The sequence below is a fragment of the Paenibacillus sp. J22R160 genome (assembly GCF_059692135.1).
In genome coordinates this window covers 69577-94944 of sequence record NZ_JCAUAU010000017.1, presented here as the reverse complement: position 1 = coordinate 94944, position 25368 = coordinate 69577, and the positions used below count along the sequence as shown (strand labels likewise).

22 protein-coding genes are annotated in these 25368 nt (G+C 49.5%); 9 read left to right on the top strand and 13 right to left on the bottom strand.

Annotation, left to right across the window (positions count from 1 at the left end):
• Positions 1-30: 30 nt before the first annotated feature.
• The gene (locus tag AC58UW_RS25520) at positions 31-837 is read right to left on the bottom strand and encodes a VOC family protein (protein ID WP_497423384.1); all 807 of its coding nucleotides are present in this window, start codon (positions 835-837) and stop codon (positions 31-33) included.
• Positions 838-1212: 375 nt separating this feature from the next.
• Between AC58UW_RS25520 and AC58UW_RS25515 the strand changes: the two genes are divergently transcribed.
• Positions 1213-1791, top strand: coding sequence for a TetR/AcrR family transcriptional regulator (locus AC58UW_RS25515; protein WP_497423383.1), 579 nt, complete (start codon positions 1213-1215; stop codon positions 1789-1791).
• A gap of 224 nt (positions 1792-2015) precedes the next feature.
• On the opposite strand, the gene AC58UW_RS25510 is transcribed toward AC58UW_RS25515, so the two are convergent.
• The 5 genes from AC58UW_RS25510 to AC58UW_RS25490 form a co-directional block, all read right to left on the bottom strand.
• Positions 2016-2855 (bottom strand): sulfurtransferase, encoded by an 840-nt coding sequence (locus tag AC58UW_RS25510; protein ID WP_497423418.1) that lies wholly within the window; start codon positions 2853-2855, stop codon positions 2016-2018.
• 365 nt (positions 2856-3220) lie between these two features.
• Positions 3221-4723 (bottom strand): DHA2 family efflux MFS transporter permease subunit, encoded by a 1503-nt coding sequence (locus tag AC58UW_RS25505; RefSeq protein ID WP_497423382.1) that lies wholly within the window; start codon positions 4721-4723, stop codon positions 3221-3223.
• Positions 4716-5168 carry a MarR family winged helix-turn-helix transcriptional regulator gene (locus AC58UW_RS25500; protein ID WP_497423381.1) on the bottom strand — a complete coding sequence of 151 codons (453 nt, stop codon included), beginning with the start codon at positions 5166-5168 and terminating at the stop codon, positions 4716-4718. The genes AC58UW_RS25505 and AC58UW_RS25500 overlap by 8 nt, the downstream gene beginning before the upstream one ends.
• 476 nt (positions 5169-5644) lie before the next feature.
• Positions 5645-6118, bottom strand: a complete 474-nt coding sequence (locus AC58UW_RS25495) for a GNAT family N-acetyltransferase (protein WP_497423380.1) — start codon at positions 6116-6118, stop codon at positions 5645-5647.
• 59 nt (positions 6119-6177) lie between these two features.
• Positions 6178-6846 (bottom strand): hypothetical protein, encoded by a 669-nt coding sequence (locus tag AC58UW_RS25490; RefSeq protein WP_497423379.1) that lies wholly within the window; start codon positions 6844-6846, stop codon positions 6178-6180.
• Positions 6847-6885: 39 nt separating this feature from the next.
• Here AC58UW_RS25490 and AC58UW_RS25485 point away from each other — a divergent pair, with 39 nt between their 5' ends.
• Complete coding sequence (locus tag AC58UW_RS25485; protein WP_497423378.1) at positions 6886-7389, top strand: GNAT family N-acetyltransferase; 504 nt, start codon at positions 6886-6888, stop codon at positions 7387-7389.
• Here AC58UW_RS25485 and AC58UW_RS25480 read toward each other — a convergent pair.
• Genes AC58UW_RS25480 through AC58UW_RS25470 form a run of 3 tightly spaced genes read right to left on the bottom strand, consistent with a single transcriptional unit; the run spans position 7386 to position 9853 of the window.
• Entirely contained in the window at positions 7386-7694 is a 309-nt protein-coding gene (locus AC58UW_RS25480; protein WP_497423377.1) for a 4a-hydroxytetrahydrobiopterin dehydratase, read from the bottom strand. The genes AC58UW_RS25485 and AC58UW_RS25480 overlap by 4 nt on opposite strands.
• 21 nt (positions 7695-7715) lie before the next feature.
• A complete protein-coding gene (gene recQ / locus AC58UW_RS25475; RefSeq protein WP_497423376.1) occupies positions 7716-9524 on the bottom strand; it encodes a DNA helicase RecQ in 1809 nt (602 codons plus the stop codon).
• A 35-nt stretch (positions 9525-9559) separates the two neighbouring features.
• Entirely contained in the window at positions 9560-9853 is a 294-nt protein-coding gene (locus tag AC58UW_RS25470; protein ID WP_497423375.1) for a hypothetical protein, read from the bottom strand.
• Between the two features lie 191 nt (positions 9854-10044).
• Between AC58UW_RS25470 and AC58UW_RS25465 the strand changes: the two genes are divergently transcribed.
• Positions 10045-11637 (top strand): SWIM zinc finger family protein, encoded by a 1593-nt coding sequence (locus AC58UW_RS25465; protein WP_497423374.1) that lies wholly within the window; start codon positions 10045-10047, stop codon positions 11635-11637.
• The gene (locus AC58UW_RS25460) at positions 11625-14498 is read left to right on the top strand and encodes a DEAD/DEAH box helicase (RefSeq protein ID WP_497423373.1); all 2874 of its coding nucleotides are present in this window, start codon (positions 11625-11627) and stop codon (positions 14496-14498) included. The genes AC58UW_RS25465 and AC58UW_RS25460 overlap by 13 nt, the downstream gene beginning before the upstream one ends.
• 842 nt (positions 14499-15340) lie before the next feature.
• On the opposite strand, the gene AC58UW_RS25455 is transcribed toward AC58UW_RS25460, so the two are convergent.
• Positions 15341-16528 (bottom strand): EAL domain-containing protein, encoded by a 1188-nt coding sequence (locus AC58UW_RS25455; protein ID WP_497423372.1) that lies wholly within the window; start codon positions 16526-16528, stop codon positions 15341-15343.
• 216 nt (positions 16529-16744) lie between these two features.
• Between AC58UW_RS25455 and AC58UW_RS25450 the strand changes: the two genes are divergently transcribed.
• The 3 genes from AC58UW_RS25450 to pyrH all read left to right on the top strand — a co-directional run bounded on the left by AC58UW_RS25450 (position 16745) and on the right by pyrH (position 22074).
• Positions 16745-19627, top strand: coding sequence for an ATP-binding protein (locus AC58UW_RS25450; RefSeq protein WP_497423371.1), 2883 nt, complete (start codon positions 16745-16747; stop codon positions 19625-19627).
• Positions 19628-19811: 184 nt separating this feature from the next.
• Positions 19812-21107, top strand: a complete 1296-nt coding sequence (locus AC58UW_RS25445; protein ID WP_497423417.1) for an MFS transporter — start codon at positions 19812-19814, stop codon at positions 21105-21107.
• A gap of 226 nt (positions 21108-21333) precedes the next feature.
• Positions 21334-22074, top strand: coding sequence for a UMP kinase (gene pyrH, locus AC58UW_RS25440; RefSeq protein WP_127456781.1), 741 nt, complete (start codon positions 21334-21336; stop codon positions 22072-22074).
• Between the two features lie 304 nt (positions 22075-22378).
• Here pyrH and AC58UW_RS25435 read toward each other — a convergent pair whose 3' ends face one another.
• Positions 22379-23278: a GNAT family N-acetyltransferase gene (locus AC58UW_RS25435; RefSeq protein ID WP_497423370.1), complete on the bottom strand. Its 900-nt coding sequence runs from the start codon at positions 23276-23278 to the stop codon at positions 22379-22381.
• A gap of 158 nt (positions 23279-23436) precedes the next feature.
• Here AC58UW_RS25435 and sigY point away from each other — a divergent pair, with 158 nt between their 5' ends.
• On the top strand, positions 23437-23997 hold the full coding sequence (sigY, locus tag AC58UW_RS25430; RefSeq protein WP_497423369.1) for an RNA polymerase sigma factor SigY: 561 nt from the start codon (positions 23437-23439) through the stop codon (positions 23995-23997).
• Between the two features lie 33 nt (positions 23998-24030).
• Positions 24031-24255 carry a sigmaY antisigma factor component gene (locus AC58UW_RS25425; protein ID WP_497423368.1) on the top strand — a complete coding sequence of 75 codons (225 nt, stop codon included), beginning with the start codon at positions 24031-24033 and terminating at the stop codon, positions 24253-24255.
• A 132-nt stretch (positions 24256-24387) separates the two neighbouring features.
• Here AC58UW_RS25425 and AC58UW_RS25420 read toward each other — a convergent pair whose 3' ends face one another.
• A complete protein-coding gene (locus tag AC58UW_RS25420; RefSeq protein ID WP_497423367.1) occupies positions 24388-24531 on the bottom strand; it encodes a hypothetical protein in 144 nt (47 codons plus the stop codon).
• Positions 24532-24551: 20 nt separating this feature from the next.
• Positions 24552-25355, bottom strand: a complete 804-nt coding sequence (locus AC58UW_RS25415) for a DUF6597 domain-containing transcriptional factor (protein ID WP_497423366.1) — start codon at positions 25353-25355, stop codon at positions 24552-24554.
• Positions 25356-25368: the final 13 nt, after the last annotated feature.

The following is a 25368-nucleotide window of genomic DNA, read 5'->3' as shown; positions in this document are numbered from 1 at the left end:
CACCATCCGGTGGGGGAACGCTTTTTTTACCTAAGAATAATCTGGGCGACGAGAGTAAGGCAACTGCAATAGCGCCGGTATGTTCTCTGGGAAATCCGTAACTTGTAAATGAAAGCTATATTCTCCTATTTTAAAATGAAGCCTATCATTTTCTTGGGTGTACGGGATGCTTTTACCCGCTAAATTGTTACTGATCACGTTTAATACCTGGGCACATGGCGCCCCAATGGTAATGATCATAGCAGGTTGCAAAGCAGTCATGGCTATTGGAAGCCATTTTCTCTTTTTCGAAACAACGACAACATGCGCAGTTCCCCCGATGGCAAAAGTGAAATTGTCAAGAACGGTATCCAACTTACAGTCAAATAGTTCCACAAGCAGCTCTCTGAATGCAATCACGTCGTCAACTGGGAGACCAACCTCTCTCAGATACAGTATCTTTAGATAACCGCTTGGAGGAAGTACTCCTTCTTGCACATAGGCATGCGCGATAATCTCCAGCAAATTGCCGTCGCCGTCCCGAAAATAAACATTTTTGCCTGTTTCGGACTCATCGACCCGCCTGCCGTCAGGCCAATGAAGCAGCGTTACCCCGGCCCCTTGAAGAAGGCTCACTACGTCATCAAATGCCGTGAGCGGAATCTCAAAGGCATAATGAACAGGATTCAATGGCTGGTCAGCCTCTTTAAAAACCAAAGTACAGTGCTCGGAAGGTTGAAAATGTATTTCATCCGCAGATTCAAAACTGACCGGAAAATGCAGCTGGTTGCAATAAAATTGTTTCACGCCTTGAATGGATACGGTGTTCAGTTCTAACTTAGCAAAATGTGTGATCATCGTCGGGACTCCTCCACAGTATGGTAGACTCCAATACATCTATATGAAACAACATATGCAAAAAAACCGCCCCCGTAGAGGGCAGTTTGATCCATTTTTTATCGCCGTAGATAACCGACCACGCTTAGCAGCGCGTACGCGGACAGCAGCGGTTCGGCGCCTAATCTGTTGACGAATAAGGTGAACTGGCAAGGCAACAATAAGACTGATGAGTGTCCATTACGGCCATCCATTCTCACGGCCTACGACTAGCTGAGAATCCTAATCATGTTGACAGCAATTGTGTTCTTATTTAAAATAATATAGACAGACCTGTCTCATATGAATCCGTTTAATATAATATAAACCTACTATTTTTGGGGCGGTGAAGCGCAAATGGAAAAGAAAGTAACCGCGAAAGAGCGCATTTTACGAGTTGCCGACGAGTTGTTTTATCTTGAGGGTGTGCGCGCGGTCGGCATCGATCGGATTATTCATGAATCCAATGTCGCCAAGGCCAGCTTCTATCGAAGCTTCGCGACCAAGGATGATCTGGTAGCTGCCTACCTGGAGCTGCATCGTCTCAGATCCCTGGCGAATATCGAACATGCACGGCAGGAGCGTCCGGGGTCCAGTCTGGAGCAACTCCTTTTTTTGATGGACTATTTAGCTGAACGTATGAAACGTCCTAATTATCGGGGCTGCGCCTTCATGAATACGATTGTGGAATTCCCTGAAACCGAGCACCCCAATCATGTCAAAGCACTAGAGAGCAGAAGCGACATCTGGCGCGAATTAGCTTTATTAGCCGAAGAAGCAGGGCTCGCCAATCCCCGTGATCTCTCCGATCAGATTCGTATGTTATGGAGCGGCGCTGCCATGGTAGCTTATATGAACAAAGCTGATTTCAACCCTGAGTCGTTCTCTGTCGCAGCCAAAACACTGATCAACAGCCATCGCGTCGCGGCAGTATGATACGGTGGAATAAAAAAAAGGAATAAGCCTGATTCCTCTTCATTGGAATCGGGCTTATTGATTTTCGCTGAATCACGTGGAGTTTAACCTGCGGAAGACCAGAGCCTTCTCCGGGGGACTGGCTTCCCGTGTGCTCCAATCGTCAAAACAGAAAAGCTGTGACAGACTGCTCATCAGCAGTCTGTCACAGCCCCTCAAGCCCGCGTCGCACTAGGCTACGCTTGCTATTCTTCCTCCCCCGTCGCCACGGGGTTGTCTTCCCAACTGATCCAGTCGCTCCAACTTCCGCTGTAGAGCTTCACGTTGTCAAAACCCGCTTCGCTCAGGCCCAGCACGTTCGGGCAAGCCGTCACGCCGGAGCCGCAGTAGACGATGATTTCATCGGCATCGCGCAAGCTGGCAAAATGCTGCTCCTGCTTCGCGGCCGTCAACCAAGCGCCGTCAGCGCCGAGCACGCCTTTCCAGAAGTAGTTCCGCGCGCCGGGAATATGACCGGCCACAGGGTCGATCGGCTCTTCCAAGCCGAGGTAGCGACGCTCCTCACGCGAGTCCACGAGCACGACGCCCGGGCGACCCAGCTTATCCTTGACCTCATCCATGGAAGCCAGCATGGTACGCTGCACCTTCGGTGAGAAGGTCCGCGGATACGGGGCGGACACTTCATCCGTGACGGGGTAGCCCGCCGCTTTCCAAGCGGTATACCCTTGATCTAGCACATATACCTCGGAGTGTCCGAGGAATTTCAGCATCCACCATAGGCGCGAAGCCATGGCCCCGCCTTGATCGTCGTAAGCGACGACGGTCTTGGTGCTATCGATCCCGAGGCTGCCCACGAGGATGGAGAATGCACCGAGATCAGGGAGCGGGTGCCTGCCTCCATGCGCCATAATAGCACCGGATAAGTCCTTCTCCAGATCTACGTATACAGCTCCCGTTATATGATCTTGCTCATAATGATTTCTGCCAGATTCAGGTTGTCCTAACGCAAAACGGCAATCCGCAATGACGATATTAGCTTCGCCCAGCTGCCCAAGCAGCCACGATTGACTTACGATATTTTCCACAGATTCTGCCACCTTCCCTACCTGCAATTAATTCCAGTTACCTCCACTTATTTTATCGTAAAAGTGTTGCTTGCGGAAGTTATGTTTGAGACTAGCTTGGGATCATTCAAAGATTTACGAAAAAGACCGTCGAGGCGATAAGCCTGACGGTCTTCTATGTTGTATTCGATACAACCATACTGGCTGCTATCAGGACTCCCCCTACGCTATGTTGTATTTATTACAACATAGCGGGCTGAAACCTGCTGATTTAGGGCCATTCTAGTTGAAATGGTTGTACTTTATACAATGAGCGGTCGGATTATAGGGCTCAGACTCCTTTTATGTTGCACTAAGTACAACATAGCCATGAATCTAGCCCTTCCTCATTCATCCTCAAACAAAGCGGAGACTTGTGCAGTTGTAGTAGCCTCCCTTGAATCCTCATGCGGTTTTACCTTACGGATGAAGAAGGCAAGCACAAGCGCAGCAACACTCAGCCATGTAGCGATAACGAAGGAGTGGTTGATCCCGTAGATCGTTGCTGCCTGCGTAACTTCCGCCATTTTGGCTTTGTCGCTCGGATCGATTCTGCCCGAGATGATGAGCTCTTTGGCATGAGAAGCTGCTTTGTTCGTCATGAATGTGACGAGAAGCGCCGTTCCAAGCGCTCCTGATACGTTACGAAGCGTCTGCGACATCGCTGATCCATGCGCATTCAAGCTTCGCGGCAGTTGGTTCATACCAGCTGTCTGAATTGGCATCATAAGCATAGACATCCCAAACATCCGCAAGGTATATACCAGCATTAAATGATTGTAAGTCGAATCCGCGGTAAGCTGACTGAACTCATAAGTTGTGATGGTTGTGATAATTAAGCCGATGACCGCCAACCACCGAGCACCTATTTTATCGAAAATCATGCCCGTAATCGGAGACATAATCCCCATCAGGATGGCTCCCGGCAGCAAGAGCAAACCGGATTCAAGCGGTGTAAAGCCCCTAATGTTTTGCAGAAAGATAGGGAGCAGGATCATCCCCGAGAACATGGCCATCGTGATGATTGCGTTAATAAGCGTTGTTAGTGAGAACATCGAATATTTGAAAACTCGGAATTCAAGTAACGGCGTCTTACCCATGATCGAACGTAGGACAAAGAGCAGCAAGGAGATACCACCTACGACGAGACAAACGACAACATCTGCGCTTCCCCACCCGTCAGACCCCGCGGCACTGAACCCGTAGAGAATACCGCCAAAACCAAGTGTAGAAAAAATAACTCCCAACACATCTAGGTTTGGATTAGATGTTTTGATAACATCCTTCATAGAGAACGCCCCGAAGATTACGGCAAAGATAGCCAGGGGCAGAATGATATAAAACAGAACATGCCAATGGTAGTGCTCCACGATCCAGCCGGACATCGTCGGTCCAATCGCCGGAGCAAAAATCATCGCGATCCCCATCATGCCCATTGCTTTACCGCGCTCAGCGACAGGGAAAATTGTCAGAACTACAACAGACATAAGCGGCATAAGAACCCCTGCGCCAACTGCCTGGACAAGTCTGCCGCCTAAAAGCCAGCTGAAATTCCCAGATAATGCACAAATAATCGTCCCAAGAGCAAATAGAGATGAAGCTACTAGGAATAACCTGCGGGTTGTGAAACGGTTAATGAGATAGGCACTGATTGGAACGAGAACGCCATTCATGAGCATATACCCGTTGGAGAGCCACTGAATCGTGCTTTCATTCACATTTAGATCAATCATCATTTTGGGCAGAGCTACATTTAAAACGGTTTGACTTAATAACGCCACGAATGCGGCAATAAGCAACGAGGCCATGATGGGTCCCTTGCGTAATGTTGCATTAACCATGCTAGTCATTGAGATCATCCTCACCTATGTTCTTTAAAATCGTTAAAATCTTATTTTGAACCCGATGGAGCTGCTCTTCATCTTCCTCAGATAAGCCAAGCAAAGGACGAAGCATCGCCATGCGTGTAACATTAGACTCATTCCAAAGTGCGGCTCCTTTGTCCGATAGCCTCAGCGTCATCGCTCGGCGATCTGACTCGGTGCGTTCACGCGTGACTAAACCTGATTTGACCATCCGATCGACAATGCCGCTTGATGTACTGTTCCCAAGTTTGAGTTTCTCGGAAAGCTCCATCAGTCTAATCCCGGGAAACTCTTCCAGTATGCGAAGTACGATGAGCTGGAGCGGCGTCAGACCATGACGTTGAGCTACTTTCGTCATAACTTGATAAAAAGCTTGATTGACTTCCCGATAGGTATGGAAGATTTGTATTACACGCTGCTGATCGTCCAAAGGTACCTCCTTAATTATTTCGTATACGAAATAATAGTATGATCCAATCTCGATGATATGTCAATTTTTATATATGTACTCATCAAGGACTTCTTTAGTATTTGTGATTACGCAAACATTATGAAAGCGATTTGAAAATCCAACCTCGTCAACTAGACGATGCAAAAAAACCTCCAATCCCTCAAGATGAGAGATGGAGGTGAAGGCGGAAAGGTGGAGAGGTCGAGATGTCTGGCAGGTCACAATTCCCACAAACCGAGATGAGCGTGGAGCTGAAGGCGGAACTACGTTCCTCTATTTATGCAGTTCGAACGCATTCCGCGATCCAAGCGGAACGAGAGGACCCTATTTGCCAATAAACCACGCACTTCCGCCAAATTCGGTGAAATAGCGGATCACAGTTCCCCTAGATCCATCAAAGGGCCAACTATCTTGCGAATAGCGGACTGTAGTTCCCTAGGCAGCACTCTAAAAGATTAATCCCCGATACCAATCGTAGGATTCACGGAATACGTGAGCCAATCGCTGCGATCTCCGCCCACTTTATCGTAAAATGCCTGCGCACGGAGGTTATCCTTGGCCGTGGTCCACGTTAAGTTCGCATAACCATGTCTGGCCGCGTATCCTTTGCAAGCTGCAAAAAGTTTCGCAGCCGCTCCTTGACCGCGTTCAGCTTCAATCACATAGAGATCGTTCAGAACCGCTATTTTGGAGGCACGCAGCGTACTAAAGGTAAAATACAAGGTCGCAAAACCAACCAACTTCCCCTCTTCCGTTTCCGCTACGAATTGGATGCCGTCCTTTTGCTCCAACAGGTGGTGAATCAATCCGTTCAGCTTCTCGTCCTCTGGCTGGCGATACTGGTAAAAGTCCACAATATAAGCGAGCATTAACGTTTTTAACTGGGAAATATCTTGTATAACAGCCTCACGAACGGTAACTTGGGTCATAGATATGACCTCCTCATCCAAATAAAATCGTTATCTTTATTGTACCCAAAATCTGTCTTTCACTGCTCATCCATCTCCTTGCGGTACAGCAGGTAAATCAGCCAGGCTAACACTAGGCAAAACCCTGCAGCCCAATAGAAAATGGACGTCACATGCATAGATACCCCATAATAAGCGGAAGAGAATAAAACAAAAGCAGTTAAAAGAGCGGGAAAAAACACATGATTCCGGGGACGCCACGCTTGATTAGCATACTTGGCATGTCGCTCAAGACGCATCGTAAAACCTAACCGGTTTTTGTTCAAGAGCAATGCCGTCAGGCACGCAAGCAGTGCAGCATAGATTTTCAGAGGACGATACCAGGAGTCCAGCCTGTCAAAATAGTCGTAAACGGGAACATCCGTTACTACCGATACAGTAAATAATACAATGGCTAAATAAATCGTATAGCCAACCGCCCCAAGCAATACAATCATAAGCGCATGAAGCTTGCGCAATCGTAATAAATAGTGAACGCAGATGGCTTCTAGTACAATAGCAAGCATAGGACTCCAAGATTTCGTGTCCACTACGAACGTAAATAGCTCGACCAGACAGGAGATACCAAAAGTGAAGATGAGCACAAGCGGCCATTTCTTATTCACAGAAATCCGAAATGTATGTAAGCCCAACATGAGCATAGAAAACAGAATACATGTAGTAATTGGAATATGTACAAGCCAACCCATGCGATCCTCCAACCAATAAATGAAAAGGTGATAATAAACGTGGTAAATGCAAGCTTACCCTGGCGAGTTGTACCGCTAACTAACGCGCAATGCGAGGAGTTGTGTACGTGGAAATATCCGTCTCCCTATGAGCTATACAATTGGCCATCTTGGAAAACCATGCTCCGGGAGCAAGCCGAATTCGCTGACCCGCACATTCGGGCTGAACAGTACCGAGCCGTCGTCGATACCAATGGCGTACTATCCGGCTTCGTTCAGTTCTTCCCGATTGTCGGCGTCACGCGCTTAGGTCTGGGACTCCGTCCAGATCTCTGCGGAAAAGGAAGCGGAATTGGCGTCCAATTCGTGCAGCTCCTTACCCGTGAAGCTCTGAGGCACGCCCCTGGGCAAGAGATCGACCTTGAAGTGCTCGCTTGGAATGAGCGCGCAATCCGTACTTATGAGCGTGCCGGCTTTACCATCACGGACACATATGAAAAACAGACGCCTACGGGCATGTCGAATTTTCATTGCATGGTATACGACGAGATCTCACGCAATTAAGCGCCCCCAGCACCCGCAGAAACCTCTTCAAAAGCTTGATCAAACTTAGCAGCCGATTGAAAATCAAGCTCTGTCAACCCGCCTGCATGCCAAGACGTTAGCCGCAGTGTAACCATTTTGTAATCGATGGCAATCATGGGATGGTGGTTATCAGCTTCAGCGATACGCGCGACATGATTCACAAAGGTAATGCCCTGCATGAATTCCGCAAAACGGTATTTCCGCATGATCCATTTATGATCGTCTGTCGTCCAACCGGTGAGCGTCCCGAGCCTCTGATCAATGTCACTAATCTCAAGCTTCACGCACTTCCACTCCTTCCAGCCTTACTCAAAATCATAAGCGACAGCCTCTGTCTCGCTCTCTCCCGCATACGTGCGAAGCAGATCAAGGAAGGGCTTCCCGTAGTTGCGGTATTTGACTTCACCGACACCTTTGATCCGCAGCATGGCGGATTCCGAGGTCGGGCAGCTTTCACTCATCTCACGAAGCGTACTGTCAGAGAAAATAATATACGGCGGCACTTTCTCGCGTGCAGCAATTTCCCGGCGAAGCAGACGCAGCTGCTCGAACAAGGTATTGTCGATAGCAGCGGCTTTGACCTGCTGTTTGCGCACCTTTTGGTATACAGGCAGCTTCCCTTGAAGCACCTCCGCTGCAGGCTGCATTAACCTAACCACCGGGTACTGGCCCTCGGACAACTGCAAGAATCCTTCCGAGATCAATACATTGATCAGATCGGAAATCTCTTTTTCCGGCAGATCCCGCATAATGCCATGCGTCGGCAATCGATCGAACCGATATTCGACAATTTTCTTCGCCTTCGAGCCCTTGAGGACAGACGCAACCATCGAAATCCCGAAACGTTCGTTCATGCGACGGATGCAGGAGAAGATTTTCTGCGCTTCAACGGTAATATCCACGGTATCGCGGTCGTCTTTGCAGGAGCTGCAGTTGCCGCAGGTGTCTTTGATATTGGTTTCATCAAAATAGTGCAGAATGACGTTCCGCAGACATCTTGGCGAATAGCAGTAATCGATCATCGTCTGCAGCTTTTTGTACTCATTTGCTTTGCGCTCAGGCGAAAGCTGGTTCTGCTCAATGAGGAACTTCTGCGTCATAATATCTTGCGCGCTAAACAGCAGAATGCATTCGCTCGGCTCCCCGTCACGTCCTGCGCGACCAGCCTCTTGGTAATAAGCCTCCATATTTTTCGGCATATTGTAGTGAATGACATAGCGCACGTTCGACTTATCGATCCCCATCCCGAAGGCATTCGTGGCAATCATTACCCGAATGTCATCATAGAGAAAAGCTTCCTGCATGTAGGAGCGCTCATCGTCCGTTAAACCGGCGTGGTACTTGCCTGCGGCGTAGCCTTTTTTCCGCAAAGACTCGTACAGCTCCTCCACATCCTTGCGGGTGGCAGCATAGATAATACCCGGTTGGTGCGTATGCTCTTTCACGTAATTGTGAATGTAATCCCGCTTATTCTCTCCTCTAAGAATCGTCAGCTCCAAATTATCCCGTGAGAAGCCGTTCACGAAGATGCCCGCCTCTGACAGGTCCAGCAGCCTTGCAATATCTGCGGTCACCTCGGCTGTCGCTGTAGCGGTAAAGGCCGCTACGATCGGACGATTCGGAAGCTCGCGAATAAAGGGAGCAATAGAGACATAGCTGGGCCGGAAATCATGGCCCCATTGGGATACGCAGTGCGCCTCATCAATGGCCACAAAGGGCAGATTCAGCGCCGACATCCGCGCGCGGAACCGCTCTGACTCCAGCCGCTCGGGCGCGATATACAGCAGCTTATATTTGCCCTGCATCGCGCCTTGCATCCGCTGTTCCACTTCTCTGGCTTCCAGCGTACTGTTAATGAACGTCGCTGGAACTCCTAGCACGCCGAGAGCATCTACCTGGTCCTTCATCAGGGAAATTAGCGGGGAGATGACGAGGGTCACACCCTCCATCAGCATCGCAGGAACCTGATAGCAGATCGACTTACCGCCGCCCGTCGGCATAATGCCAAGCGTATCTTTCCCCTCAAGCAGGTTGGTAATAATATTTTTCTGCCCCTCGCGGAATTCGGGGTATCCGTATACTTGTTGTAAAACCTTCCTTGCCCCATCCAGCATAGCTTTTATACACCTTTCTATAGCTCACTCAAAAATCAGACCAAATAAATGACGGAAACCAGCTTTTCCCCGTCGTGCACCTTCAACACGTGATTACTCGGATCATGGCGAACCGAGCCTGCGCCGATTTGCATCACAGGACTGTTGCCTAATCCGTAAAAAATATCGTCAGCCAGCGTACGCAGGCACTCTTCCTGTTCATCCTGCTCAAGTCCCTGCCAGTCGTCCGCACTCATATCTAGCAGCTCATAGAAGCCGTTAACCATCTCAATGCCGCGTACGAAATCAGTGACAATATCCTTATATTCTCTTCCGAATTTTATGCCCATTGTAATGTCTCCCTTCGGTAGCTAACCTTCTAGCTTCACTTTATCATATTATAGGCAGGAATGCAGGGTTAACCGTTTTTACCCCGGATAAAAAAATACCCTTTGGCATAAACTGTGGAAATGGGCAATTTCGGAAAAAATCTGTTACTATGGAAGAAGGAATGTACCGCTCGGAGGGTAGGAAAGCACACATGCTGAAACTGCAGATTCCCAAAAATCGAATGAACTACCTAATTAAGCAAATCCCGCTGCATTTCGATGCTGCCGTACTGGAGCAGGGGTGGGAGTACTATCATAAAGGTCGTGTGGCGGATGTCGATCTGAAGGGCACAAGCATTCAGTCGACAGTTGCAGGCAAGAGACTGCACAACACGACGGTCAATTTAGAACATTTTCAGGACAGCTCATGCAGCTGCTCCTTCGATGGCTTTTGCCAGCATATCGGTGCTACGTTCTTCAGCTTATATGCCCCTTATGGGCGGCCGGAACTACTGCTGCAACAGTTAAAGCAACAAATATTCGCTCGCAAGAAACCACTGCGGGGTACTTCCCCAGCACAGGAACGCAAGGAAGCCGCCAAGGCCAATAAACCCGAAGAAGCGGCTTTGCCTGCTGATTGGCATCGTTTTTTCGAAGGAAGATTTCATGGGTTCTCGATCTCGCATCAGCACTCCATTGAAACGTTTTATGACTCTGCGTTAGAGTCTCTTCCAGGTTTTGCAGCTGAGTGGAAAAGCTCGATGCGCGAAATCTATATGCTTCATATCGTACTTTTCATGATGCGTAAGATCGAACAATTTTATCAAGAAACCAAAAGCTCCTATTTGTCTTATTACCACGAAAACGGGTGCAAAATCGCCGCAAAAAACTGCGAGGATAAGCTTACCCAGCTTGCCCAAGGGATGGATCTGAACGCCTCCTTCGCGGCTGAACCCAAACACATGATGGCAACGCTCAAAATGCTCGGTGAATTCGCGCTGCAAGGGAAAGACAGCCCGATTGACTGGCTTTTCGTGTATCGGTTCATCTGGTGGAAGCTGTCAGCCCAGAAATCCGCGCAGAAAGAGGAGATTCAACGTCTCGATGCCCTTCTGTCCAAAAAGGACCAGCTTGCTAAGAAGAAGGATGCGCTGATTGCGGCTAGAGCTCATTTTCACATTATTCAGGGTGATACGGACAGTGCCTTCAAGCTGCTTGAGCTCTTGGCTCATCCCCATGCGAAGGATTACTTCCTGTACCTGAATTATTATTACAACGATAAGCAGTGGAATGATATGCTGGTCTGGCTCCGCTGGTTGTTCAAGTCGATTGCACAGGCCAATCACGATGATTTCCGGACCTTTTGCCAATATTGGCTTGACACCACTAAGCACCTGGATTCCGACAGCGAATGGGTACAGGTCATGGAATCCCTGCTGCCTCGCTCCTATTACTATTACACAGCCTATTTGCTGCAGACCAAAAGGTATCGGCAATGGGTGGATTTGCAGCTAGCGAACCGTATTTCGCCACTGAATCTATACACGCTGGAGCTGAAAGCGATTGAAGAACACGATGCGGCTTTGCTCCTTCCACTGTATCATCAAGCGGCGGAACGTGCGGTTTTGGAGAAAAATAGAGCTTCCTACAAAACGGCTGTCCGACTTCTGAAGAAGCTGCACAGCATTTACAAACAATTAGGCCAGAACGATCGCTGGGAGCACTATGTGTATCGTTTAGCGGATAAATTCTCACGCTTGCGTGCCTTCCAAGAAGAGCTCAAGAAAGGAAAATGGATTCGATGATCGAAACCAGCGCGCTGACGGTTCATGTAAGCTCCCTCCCCAGCGGCTCCTTGTTTCTATGGGGATCCCGCGAGAACGGCGGCATTTGGGACGCCCTTGATTTGAAAAATATGCTCTTTGCCTGGCACCGCGCTTCCTTCTATGGCACCTTCATGGAACCAAGCGAATGGCAAAATCGCGAAGGCATTGAGCTGCAGCCACTTGAAGCGCTCGATTACTTCAGCGATCCACAGCCTGTGCAGCATCTACAGCTAAGCTGGCATCAGGACTCCGCGGATTTCATCAGCTTAGCGCCTGCGGTTCGCGAAGCATTAGCCTCCGGAAGCTTCATGCCGGATTACGAGAAATGGAAGGCTGGCGAAATTGGCTGGAAGCTGCAGCTTCCGGAGGCTTTGCAGGCTCTGGAATCACCGGCCGTTTCCCGCTGGATTCACGCGCTCATCCCCGAATGGGTGGACGCGGACGGCATTATGAAGGACAATCTGCGCAAGCTGGAGTCCGCGTATCCGCTCATGCGGCGAGGTGAAATCGCCTCTGATCTCTGGCTCGACGAGGAAGACTGGCTCGTCGCCATCGGCTGGCGCCAAGACCGGTCGCCGATGCGCACGTGCTTGCAGCTCGCAGAGCCGGACCTGGCGCACGGCGCGGGCTGGCAGCTGCGCGTGCTGCTGCAGGACCGGCTTGCGCCGGACGTGCTGCGCACGGTGACGCCAACCGGCGAGCCGGTGGCGGGCGAGCTGCCATTGCCGGAGGCGTGGCAGCCAGAGCTGAGCCGCGTCGAACGTGACGCGACCAAATGGCTGCGCATCCTGCCTTGGCTGGATGCGGGAGATGGCACCCTCCGTCAGACGCTGACGGAGGAAGAGGCATGGCGCTTCCTCGCAGAGGGAAGCGTACGGCTCGTGGAGGCCGGGACCAGTGTGTTCCTGCCGGCCTGGTGGGAGCGCATCCGCAAGATGAAGCCGAAGCTGCGCGCGAAGATCAAGTCTTCCGTCGGCTCAGGACGGGAGACCATGTTCGGGCTGACCCAGCTGATGCAGTTCGACTGGAAGCTGGCTGTTGGTGATCTGGAGCTGACGGAGGAAGAATTCCGTCTGCTGCTGGAAGAAAAACGCAAGCTGATCCAGATTCGCGGCAATTGGATTCAGCTCGATCCGAAGTTCATGGCGCAGGTCGAGCAAATCATGAAGCAGGTCCAGAAGAAGCAGGGCCTCTCTTTCCGCGATGTGCTAGAGCTGCACTTCGCTGGCGATGCAGCCGGACTGCTGCCTTCGGAAGATGATCCCGACGCGATGCGTTACATCGAGATGGAAGTCGAGCTGAACGAGCAGTTGGGCCATATGGTCGATCAGCTCACGCAAACGGCGGCGATTCCTACCATGGAACCGCCGCCGAGCTTCCAAGGTTCGCTGCGCCACTATCAGGTGGACGGCATCTCTTGGCTGTTGTTCTTGCGCCGTTTCGGCCTTGGCGGCTGTTTGGCCGATGATATGGGTCTCGGTAAAACGATCCAGTGGATCACCTACCTGCTGACGGTTAAAGAGACCGAGCAGCCTGCTGAACCTTCTCTGTTGATCTGCCCAACCTCAGTCCTCGGCAACTGGCAGATGGAGCTGAAGCGCTTCGCCCCTTCACTCAAGGTACATCTGCACTACGGGCCTCAACGGTTCAAGGGAGATGCCTTCACGCAAGCCGTCGGCAAGGTGGATTTAGTGTTAACTTCCTATACGCTGTCTCATCTGGATGAAGCTGAGTTAGGCGAAATCGCCTGGAACTCCATCTGTCTAGACGAAGCGCAAAATATAAAAAACGCTTATACCAAGCAAGCCTCAGCGATTCGCCGTTTGAATGGTTTCCATCGCATTGCCTTGACGGGTACTCCGATTGAGAATCGGCTCACAGAGCTGTGGTCGATCTTCGACTTCGCGAATCCCGGTTATCTGGGCACGGTACGCGAGTTTACGCATCGCTATGTGAATGCGATCGAGAAGACGCGCGATCCTGAGATTATCAACAAGGTTCAAAAGTTGATCCGCCCTTTCCTGCTGCGCCGCGAGAAGAAAGATCCCGCTATTCAGCTGGATCTGCCGGAAAAGAACGAATCCAAAACGTTCATCTCACTCACCGCCGAACAAGGCTCGTTGTACGAAAACTACATCCAAGACATGTTCGACCGGCTGGATACGCTCTCCGCGATGGAACGGCGCGGGCTCATCCTCGCTGCGCTGACGAAGCTCAAGCAGGTGTGCAACCACCCTGCCTTGCTGCTGAAGGAAGGGCTGTCCGCCCCATGGAGCGGACGCTCGAACAAGCTGGAGCGCCTGCTTGAGATGGTGCAGGAGCTGCGCCAGGAAGGTGACAAATGCTTGATCTTCACGCAGTTTGTCGAGACCGGCAACCTGCTTCAGCATGTGCTGCAGCAGGAGCTTGGCGAGACCGTGTTGTTCCTGCATGGAGGAACAACCAAAACGGGGCGCGATGAGATGATCGCGCACTTCCAAGACACCGATGACCGGCCGGCAAATGAGAAGCGAAATGTGTTTATTCTTTCGCTGAAAGCCGGCGGCATCGGGCTGAATCTGACGGCGGCGAATCATGTGTTCCACTATGATCGCTGGTGGAATCCCGCCGTCGAGAACCAAGCGACGGACCGCGCCTTCCGCATTGGGCAGACGCGCCATGTGCAGGTGCACAAGTTCGTCACGCTCGGCACGCTTGAAGAGCGCATCGACGAGATGATCGAACGCAAGCTCGGCCTCAGCCAGCAGATCGTCGGCTCCGGCGAGAACTGGATCACCGAGCTGTCGACTGACGAGCTGCGCGACTTGTTCTCGCTGCGGCGCGAGTGGGTCGAAGCTTAGGTGGGCGCGGCTGAGCTGGGTGCTTTAGGATGCGGTAGATGCGTATGCGCGGTAGTCCAGTAAACGACGTAGATGCAGCAGCAGTCATAACCGAGTGGACCCAGTGTGGCGCTAGTTTGAGGCAGTATAAGGGAACTACAGGTCTCTATTTAGGCCAAAAATGGAGTTTTCACAGTTTAGGGGAACTACGGGGCCTTATTTCAGCCAAATGAGCCCTTTTCTAACCGAAAATGACAAAATAGAGGATCATAGTTCCCCGATTTTCGCTCAGATGGCTATTGTCGGTAAAATAGCGCCCTGTAGTACCCTTAACAGTGAGGGAGAAGCCCACGCAGTTTATGTGTCTTTTCTTGCTTCCCATTCTCATGCCCACACAAGACCGTCTAGGCAAAGTGCAAAATGCCTGACGGTCTTTTCTATGTTGTACTTTGTACAATCATATTGCTGTAAATGTTCCTCTATTCGGCTCTATGTTGCATAAAGCGCAACGTTCTGCGCTAGGATTCGCTGTTTTCGAGTGATATATATCAAATTGATTGTACTTTGTACAATGAACTGCAGGATAACAAAACATAATTCTTCTTTAAGTTGTACTTTATACAACGAAGACAAAGGGTTAGAAGAGGAGAGGTCCTTCTCTTGTCCTTCTCTTGTCCTTCTCTTGTTCTTCTGTCGTCCTTCTAATGCACCTCATCTGGTTCTCTGTCATACTCCGCTATATTCCCACTGAACCTTATACTCCCCTGTCGCCTCTCTGCTCTTCCCTATTAATCACAAAAGGCTGTCCTCAAGGAGAGCAATCTACCTTGAGGACAGCCTTTTCGTATATTTGTAACTTGCGCCTATATCAGCAAATCCAAAAACAAATAATACCCATCACCCAATGTGCAGGAATAGGTCTGAATCTGATGCGAGGTATCTAGATCTGTGTACATTTGCGATAAGATCCCTTGCTTTTGCAGGTTCATCATGAGAATGCTGGAGATGAAATACGGACGCCACGTCCAGTTCGCTCCGCGATAGCTCTCTTCTCGGTTCCAAGCGTTATCTTTGCGAATGTAGTTGGAAGAAATTTGATAGCCATCCTCCATGCATATGTAGATCCGTATACAATTATCAGTCACGGTATTGGTCGTATGCTCTATAAGCTGATCCGCGTCTTCCGCCGTCACAATACGAATGGTCGATTGGCTGAGTGCTTCCAAGCCTTGATGAATGGCAGAGAGATGACTGTTCCGCTGAAATTCCCCTTGGCTAAAGAGGCCCATCTCTTCTTTAAGCATGGGTTTAAAAACATCCTTATGCTGCAAATACGGCTCTGCTTTGGAAAAGAGATAACCTTGCACATACCTCGCACCCACTTGCAGCGCGCTGTGCAGTTCTTGCTTCGTTTCAATGCCTTCCACGAGCAGGGACGCGCCCATTTGGGCCGCTAAGATGGAAAAAGATTGCATCAAGGCTTTGTAACCCGCATGAATCGCGCTTTTTTTCAGTATATTAAGATCGATTTTCAATATTTTGGGCTGCAAACTGGCGATGCGATCGAAGTTGCTAAACCCGCTGCCCACATCGTCTATCGCGATGATACAGCCGAATTGCCGATATAACTCTACAATTTGGGTAAGCTCCTGCAGCTTTCCTGTGAACTCTTCTTCGGTAACTTCAATCACGATACGCGCAGGATTTATATCATATTTCCGCAATAGTTCAATCGTCGGCAGCACGCCTGTGCGTTTATAGGTCCGATAGATCCATGAGGGCTTTAAGTTAATAAATAATAAACTTTCATCTTGCGTAGAGGCAAGCTGTTCAATAGCCCGCTCCCTTAAGTGTCGATCAATGAGAAGCTGCACATCTTCCGGAATGTCAGGATTTTTGAAAAAAGGTCCCAAGCTTTCGACAATATCCTCCCTAATTCGCCTTCCCAACGTCTCATAGCCGATGATTTCCTGCGTCTGAAGAGAGAGTATAGGCTGGAAGAATGGACGTACTTCATGTCTCAGCGGAATCCTGCTGTCTTTAACCTGCACGGTGTGCGCCCTCCTCATGTGAAACCTTCATGTTCTTAAATGTCACATAAACTACGTAATGTATAGTATTGTAAACGACATTGTCGCTTCTTGCAACGAATTCATGGAAGAAAACATAACATGATTGATTTTTAAAGGAATATTGTTGAGTCTTGTCGAATTTTAAGCGAAATCCCATTCAATTATTCTATGTAGAATCCAGGTGACCAAGTGGCAATGAAAACATTCACGAGATCGCGAATCTCCATGCTATACGTTATTTTAATCGTGGCATTACTTGCTTTTGTCAGTGTGTCGAACTATATTGCTTCCCGTAACATGGAAAGTGAGAGCGATGCGATCGTGAATGATGCCATTCCGATCTCCAAAACGACGAACAGCCTGCTGACCGACCTGATCAATCAGGAAACCAGCATTCGCGGTTATGAGTTAACGGGCAATGAGCAATATTTGGACCCATATACCGCAGGCAAAAAACAGCTGGAAGAAGATCTGGACAACATCCGTATTTATGATAAAAAGTACCCGACTCTCCAGCTCATCATGGATACACAAGCTATACCGGCCATCACCAACCTGCAACGCTTCTTTGACAGCCAGTTAGAACTTATTCGTGCGGGTAAAACGGAAGAGGCCAGAACTCGGATTGCCTCAGGCAAAACGATGATGGATCGTTACCGTATCATCCATACGAGTATCGAGAAGACGATTGTGCAAATTACAGAAGACGCCTACAATTCATCACTCAAAGCCGGCCAAACCTCTCGTACCATCACCATGGTTGGAGGCATTATTGCACTCATCGCAGGCGTGATGTCTATCTTCATCTCATTCCGGGCTATTCATGCCGAAGAGGAGCTTCGTAAAAGCGAGGAAACCTATCGGTATATGGCCGAAAGCCTCGAAACGCAGAATGAGGAGATCATTGCACAGCAGGAAGAGCAGCAGATTACTTTGGCCAAGCTGTCCGAAAGAGAACAGGATCTGGAGCTGATTTCTTCCTACCAAGAGAAGCTTACCGGCTACGTGGAGCTCAAGGATTTCTTGAAGCACACGCTGCCTGCTCTACTGAATTCCCTGCTGCAGGACGCAGCTCTCGTTGTTATGAAACGTGAATCTGGCAATGGCGATTCCACCTACGAGGTCATTCATTCTATCGGGTATCCGAAGGAACATATTCAGGTTCATCAGAATGAATTATATGGACCGGCTAGGCGTGTTTTTGAAGAAGGCACGAATCTGGTCCACACACGTGATGTATCTGGGCATGAAAAGGGTGTACATGGCGGGATGATGCACGCCGTCGATCACTACGTTCCTCTTCTTGATGACAAACAGACGGTCATCGGCTTCCTGCTCCTGACGAGCTACCAAAGCTCCGTGTTCCAGGAGAACAACCAGCGCCTGACGAAAGGCTTGGTCCGTCAGTTCGGCTTGGAGTTCTTTGCACAAGTGATGAATGACGAGAGAGTGAAGCAAGCCGCCCATTTGGCGGAATTGAACGACGAGCTAATCGCCGAGAAGCTGTTAATTGAAGGACAGCGCGACTTGATTCAGAATATTTTGGAATCGGCGCACGAAGGCATGATGATGTGCGACTCCGAGGGGACCATTCTTTTCGCCAATCATCGGATGAGCCGCTATTTTGGCCTAAATGCACGCATCGGCGAGAATTTGGTGGCTAGCTGCCACGCGATCGCTGCCGATACGCCGAGCTTCTTCGGCGCAGCCTCTTCCATCGAGGCACTGATTAACGGCGCGCATACGCATCTGACACAGCGCTTTGGCTTTGTGCTCGATGATCAGCCCCAGCATGCCGAGCTTTATGCGACTGTCGTCAGCGAAGATACGGAGCAGCAGGGTTACCTCTTCGTTTTCCGTGACCGGACGGAAGAAGAGCGCGTTGATGAAATGAAAAATGAGTTCATTTCCATCGTCTCTCATGAGCTGCGAACTCCTTTGGCGAGTGTGCTTGGCTTCATAGAGATTCTGCTGCATCGCGAGCTGCCGCAAGACAAACAGAAGAAATACATGGAAACCATATATAAAGAAGCTCATCGCCTCTCGAACTTAATCAATGATTTCCTTGATTTACAGCGCATGGAGTCCGGGCGGCAGTTATATCACTTCTCCCCCATCAATTTGGTGCCGACCGTACAGGATATCGTTGATCAGTGGCAGGATAAGCAGAACCACAGTATCGTCATCCATCAGCAGGAGCCGGAATTATGGGTGCGGGCAGATGCGGATCGGATTCGGCAAGTATTCCACAATCTGATCAGCAACGCGATTAAGTACTCTCCGGGTGCGGAGCGCATTGACATTTATTTATCTGCTGAGAACGGTAAAATTGTTGCCGCCATACAGGACTACGGGCTCGGCATTCCTGAGGAAGCGCATGGTCAAATGTTCTCCAAATTCTTCCGTGTCGATAACTCGGACCGCCGACAAATCGGCGGAACCGGCTTAGGCTTAGCCATTGTGAAAGAGATTGTGGAAGGGCACAGCGGACAGATCTCCTATGAATCTCAAATGGGTGCCGGCACTACCTTCCGGATTGAATTTGATCAGTATCAGCTATCTTCCATGGAGGGGAAAATCGTTATTTTCGAAGATGATGACGACCTCGCCAAGCTTATACAAATCGCCTTGAATAAACTGGATCTTCCTTCCATTCAGTTGCGTTCTGCCGAAGAAGGGATTATCGCTTTGAACCGCTGCAAAGGTGAACCGATTCTGTTCATCGTCGATATCCATCTTGAAGGCGTAAAGAACGGATGGGATTTCATTTCCGACTTATCCAGACATCCCATGTACTATCAGACTCCGGTTATTGTCTCTACAGCGCTGGATCAACCGCATGATTTCCATGAGAAAGAAATTCAGAAATATCTCAAAAAACCTTTCTCCATGGAGCGTCTAGTCCAGGTAGCCAAAAATTTACTCGATAATAAGAAAAGCAATGCGTACGTATTCCCGGCTCAGGACAAAGATTCTCTTTCTACTACCTTGCAGCGCAACGGCATCGACGTGGTTGAGATGAAGGAGAATATGGATATGATTGAGGTTGAAATTAAGAAGCCAACATCAGACGCCTAGCAGCACCTCATTTCTACTTAGCTAATTTAACATCTCTCCTCCTCTCACTTGGGGCGGGGAGATTTTTTTATTGTAAACCGACAGGGATTTCTCTGCCCGGCAGCCAATATACTAGTGAAAACCGAATACATTCCTATAGGAAAGGGTGACCCTGGTGGCAAAGCTTGAACCCGCTTCCAATCTCATGCAACCACGCAGCGCTTGGACGCTGTTTTTCTCCTTACCGATTTTTGCCTGGGCCATGTACGATTTCGCAAACACCATCTTTTCCTCCAATATCGTGACGGTCTTTTACCCTTTTTATCTAAAAGAAACTTTAGGAAAAAGTGAAGAGCTGAATCAGATAGCCAGCACCTTCATCACTTACTCCAATGCCTTATCCAGCTTATTTCTCGTCCTGCTGTCCCCTTTATTCGGGGTATGGATTGATCGTACCGGCAAAAAGAAGGCCTACCTTGTCCCCTTTACCTTGATTGCCATCGCGGCGACGCTGCTCATGGGCGCTTCGGCCATCTGGCATACCGATCAACAGTGGATGGGACTTAACACCTCGATTCTAGGTGTGATTTTCTTCTTCATGGTTGCCAAATTCTTTTATAACTCCAGCTTAATCTTCTATGATTCCATGATTTCGGATTTGGGCAGCGAGCGTGAGATCCCCATCATTTCCGGTGTAGGCGTAGCCGTTGGATATGTAGGGACGCTAGTCGGCCTAGTCGTTTTCCCTTTAATTAATGGCAATCATTTTGAAAATACGTTTATTCCTAGCGCGCTTATGTTCTTACTATTCTCCCTGCCGATTCTGTTTCTCTATAAAGAGAAGCCGCTAAAACCGGTTAGCGAGAAAAAATCGCTCCTAAGCGGCTACCGCGAGATCTGGGCTACATTCAAGGAGGCGCGAAAGTATCGTGCCGCTTTCCTGTTCATGATTGCTTACTTTTTCTTTAACGATGCCATTGCCACTGCAATAGCTGTCATGGCGATTTATGCGAATACGGTGATGGGTTTCACAACGGGGCAATTCATTCTGCTCTACTTGGTTTCGACCGTATCGAGCATTATCGGCTCTTTCCTCTTCGGCTATGTCACTCGCAATGTCGGGCCTAAAAAAGCCGTAACCATTGTTGCCTTCGTTCTAATCGTCGCGATTGCCATTGCAGCCTTAGCAACCAGCCAAAGCCTGTTCTGGGTTGCCGGCAGTCTCTATGGCGTATCGATGGGCGCCATGTGGGTAACGTCTCGGACGATGATCGTGCAATTGACGCCTGCGGAGAAGCGCGGCCAGTTTTTCGGCCTATTCGCTTTCTCAGGCAAAGTATCCTCCATTGTTGGGCCTGCGCTGTACGGGTCCATCACCTTGGCGCTCGCCTCCACGGGGAATTTGGCTAGTCGCGTCGCCCTTGGCTCGCTTCTGCTGCTAGTCATTATCGGACTCATCGTGCACATGCGAGTTCCGCAGAAATTGCAATCTTCCACTTAGTTCGTGTACAATAACTTTTAATCATAAGCGGAAGGGTGTGAGGGGTATGAAGGGTCCTGTGGTCAACCAGAAACAGCATCTTCTCCTATTTCTCATTCCTATTAGACACTAAAGCATTCGCTGCTTTAGTGTTTTTTTTCGCTCAGAAGCTGTCCTATTTAACGGGCAGCGTTGATTTTGAAACAAGGATAGGGATACCAATTGTATCAAGGGAGGAGAGATCCATATGCGGTACAAACGAGTCCTCATTAAGTTAAGCGGCGGGGCTGTTGCGGGAGAAAGCGAGTTCGGTTTCGATCCTAAACAACTGGATCATATTGCCAATGAAATTATGACAGTCGTTCAGCTAGGTGTTGAAGTGTGTCTTGTGATTGGCGGGGGCAATATTTTCCGCGGCAATATGGGCGAGAGCTGGGGCATTGAGAAAGCGGAGGCTGACAATATCGGAACTCTCGCTACCGTCATCAACAGCTTGATGCTGCGCGGTGTGCTGAAGGCGAAGACCGACGCGGAAGTACGCGTCATGACGGCAATTCCGATCGCTTCCGTGGCAGAGCCTTTTATTCGGCTTAGAGCCATTCATCATTTGGAAAAAGGGTACATCGTTATTTTTGCAGGGGGCAATGGACAGCCGTTCGTCACGACGGACTACCCTTCGGTCCAAAGAGCTATCGAAGTGAACTGTGAAGCCATCCTCGTTGCGAAGCAGGGCGTTGACGGCGTGTTCGACAAAGATCCTAAACATCATAAAGAGGCCCTCCAATACAAATCTCTCCACTACAACGACGTCATCCACCACAATCTGAAGGTCATGGATCAATCTGCCTTTATTCTGGCGCGGGATTATCACATTCCCATCCATGTGTTCAATTTCGACAAACCCGGATCCATGAAAGAAATATGTGCAGGGCAAAATACAGGTACGATCATCAGCGGTTCCTCGGAGCTCATTTATCAGCAAGGGTAACTGCCCTAGCGGTACTGTGAGGTAACCATGCAGCCCGTCAGGGGAAATGACCCTTAATAGAGGAACTAAAGGGCGCTATCTAGGCGAAAAGCGATGATTCTGGCGATTGAGGGAACTGCAGGCTCTTATTTCACCCTAATCCGCTATTTTCAGCATAAAATGGCGAAATAGCGGATCATAGTTCCCTCACACTAGCTCAACCGCCTATTTTCGACGAATTAACGCCCTGTAGTTCCGCCCCCTAGGCGCAAGACATGAAAAAGGATAGAGAACAGTTTACAGCTGTCGCTCTATCCTTCTTTATTTACTCGTTTTGGCCTACCATAAGCACGTAATAATCATTCGCGTTCTTCGTTCTAAAGCCGCAAGATTCATACAGACCCAGCGCCTTCTCATTTTCGACGGAAACTTCGAGCTTGATCATACCCGCCTGATGCTTCTGCTTAAGCTCCTTGATGGTCTGACTCAAAATCTGGCGTCCATAACCGTGGCCTCGACGCTCCGGCAGTACGCAAAAGCCATAGATGAATCCGCTGGCATCTGCCCCAATCATGGCTCCGATTTTACCAATCGGCTCTTGCTGTTCACCTTGCCCGAGCTCTGCGATCCAGGTTCGTTCTTTGTCACCGGAAATCGTTTGGTTAACGTATTCTCTCGTATCAGCCTCCGACATGTTGAAGCCGGACATATTAAGTTGAACGAGCAGCTCTGTATCCTGCACATTGGCGGAACGCAGCGTGAGCGGTTGTTCACCGGTTTGCGGCGCGCCTTCAGCCCCCTCTTCAAGCTCCATCACGTATTCGGAGAAACGATATTCCGCGCCGAGCTTCGTCAAAAAAGCTTTCCCGCTCGCCGATCCCCGCTCATTGATGAAAATCGCCTTCGGTACTCCTCTGCGTCTGCACGTTTCCAGTGCCGTCTGGACCAACTCGCCAAAAATACCCTGGTTCCGCGCCTCTGGATGCACCATTCCGCTAATTTCCACTTCCGTGGATAGAAAGCAATATATCGCCAAAAAACCGACAATCCGGTCATCCCGGTAAAATAAAAAGTCATTCGTCACGCCTGGCGGACGATCCGATAATGTCCCCCAGTTTAGCTTTATCTCAATATGGTCATGGCTGTTACAAGCCTCCCATAGTTCCCTAACTTCTTCCAGCTCCTGCGGTGACAGTCCTGCTCTTGCGAATATGCCTTGTTTCAATAGATTGCCCTCCATACACACTGACTTGCTTGCCTACTGTCATTATACATGTCTGCTCTTCGGCGTGGTAAGCTAATAAATAATTTTACATAAAGTTTCGTGCACCGTGAACGATTGATCCTTATTGTTCGTACTATCTAAGCATTCAGGCAGAGAGGGTGACCCTTGACTTGGAAGAGCAAGACTTACTTGATCGGGCAACGCGGGGAGATCGCACCGCTCTGTCCCGGCTGTTACAGCAGCATTATGAGTTTGTTTACAAATATTTGTTGAAAATAACGCTGAATCCATCCATGGCGGAGGACCTGACGCAAGATACCATGATTCGATGCATCGAAAAAATACAGCTATACAACGCGAAATCCAAGTTCTCCTCTTGGCTGATCACGATAGCCACTCGATTGATGATTGATCAGGCGAGGCCGCGCAAACGCGAAAAGAAGTGGCAGGAGCAGCAGCAGGCTGGGGCTCTGCGTCAGATGCAGTGGCATGCCGAAAGCCAGAACGAGGCTTGGCCCGATGTGCTGAACACTTTGGCTGAGATGCCGGAGGAAAGCCGCATTCCGGTTATTCTCAAGCATTACTATGGCTACACCTACGAAGAAATCGGCACAATCCTTGCCATCGCGGAAGGGACCGTCAAATCGAGGGTGCATAGCGCTTTGCGCAACCGGTTACCTTTGTTACCTTCCAAGCCTTGGCGATCATTGCGCCGCTAGCTTGGCTACTCCTTCGAAAGCAGGTGGATTCACATGAATCGTGAAAATTGGGATGTACTCCCTTTATGGGCTTGGATTGGCCTTGCCCTTATTCTGCTCTTGCAAAGCACGTGGTTGTTCATAGATGCACGCAAAAGAAGTGCTCGATACCCTTGGTTTTGGGGGATCTGGGGCATCCTTCAGGCGCCGACACCGCTCATCGTGTATCTGTTTGCGGTACGTAAGATTCACCGCAGCTTCTCGCGCAGGGGGAATTGAGCTTTTGTAGGCCGCCTACTTGTGATTAACGCCGATTACTCCTGCTATTTTCCGCAATTGATCCACTTTTGGCAAATCAACTGGAATTTCTACCGCTAATTTCACCATTTCCAGCAGATTTCGGGTGACGACTTACGATTTAGCTGGAGTTTCTACCGCTATTTCATTCCCTGTCACCGAGCCGCGCAGATTAACGGTAGATTTTCCATCTAACTGAGCGATGGCGTACAGATAAGCAAGAAGAGCAAGAACACCAAGAAGAGCCAGCCCCTCCAAGGGGCCGGCTCTTCTCTATGTTACAGCGCCTGCCGGGCATATTCATCCGGTGTCTGGCCAATAATGGACTTGAAATCCTTAATAAAATGCGACTGATCGTGATAGCCCAGATCCATCGACAGCTTGGACCAGTTCGGCCTCACGCTCACATCCGTCATCTCCGCCGCATTCTGGATGCGGGCCAGCTTAATGACCCACTTCGGCGTAACGCCTACGTAGTGGTCGAAAAGGCGCTGCAGCGTCCTTTTGTTCACGTGGAAGTGCTCACAGAGACTGTCTACCTTCGTGATCTCCGGCTGCTCGTTAATATAATTAATGATTTCATTGATAAAAGCTACCTGCGCATCTTGTTCCGGCAGCTTGGGCCGAATCATTTGCTCGATTAGCGCAACCATTTGCTGTTCATCTTCCTGCGCAAACATGTCGGCCTCTAACGTGGGCGTGTCGACATTATCAAATACGCTCTGAACGCTCAGCGGGCTGGTTTGCATACCGGAAACTGACTGCTTGAAGAACGGATAGAAACCGCCAGGCTTAAATTTCACGCCAAAAACGCATCCGTGGCCCTCCAGGTAGTGGCCGTATTTCTCTTTTCCCGGACCGTATATGGCCGTTCGGCCGGGTTCAACGATCAGATTGACGCAGGGATTCGGGATCACGTGCTGGATATAAGGCTCCTGGCCTCTTAAATCCCACTGGACAATCCAATAATGGCGAATGAAAAAGGCCAAATCGTCCGAGGGTGCAAGCCTGGAAAGTTGAAATTTCTGTGCAGTTTGTTGCAGATTCATGATTCCTAGACTGGGCTTGATGAGGTCTGACATGACGTCAATCACT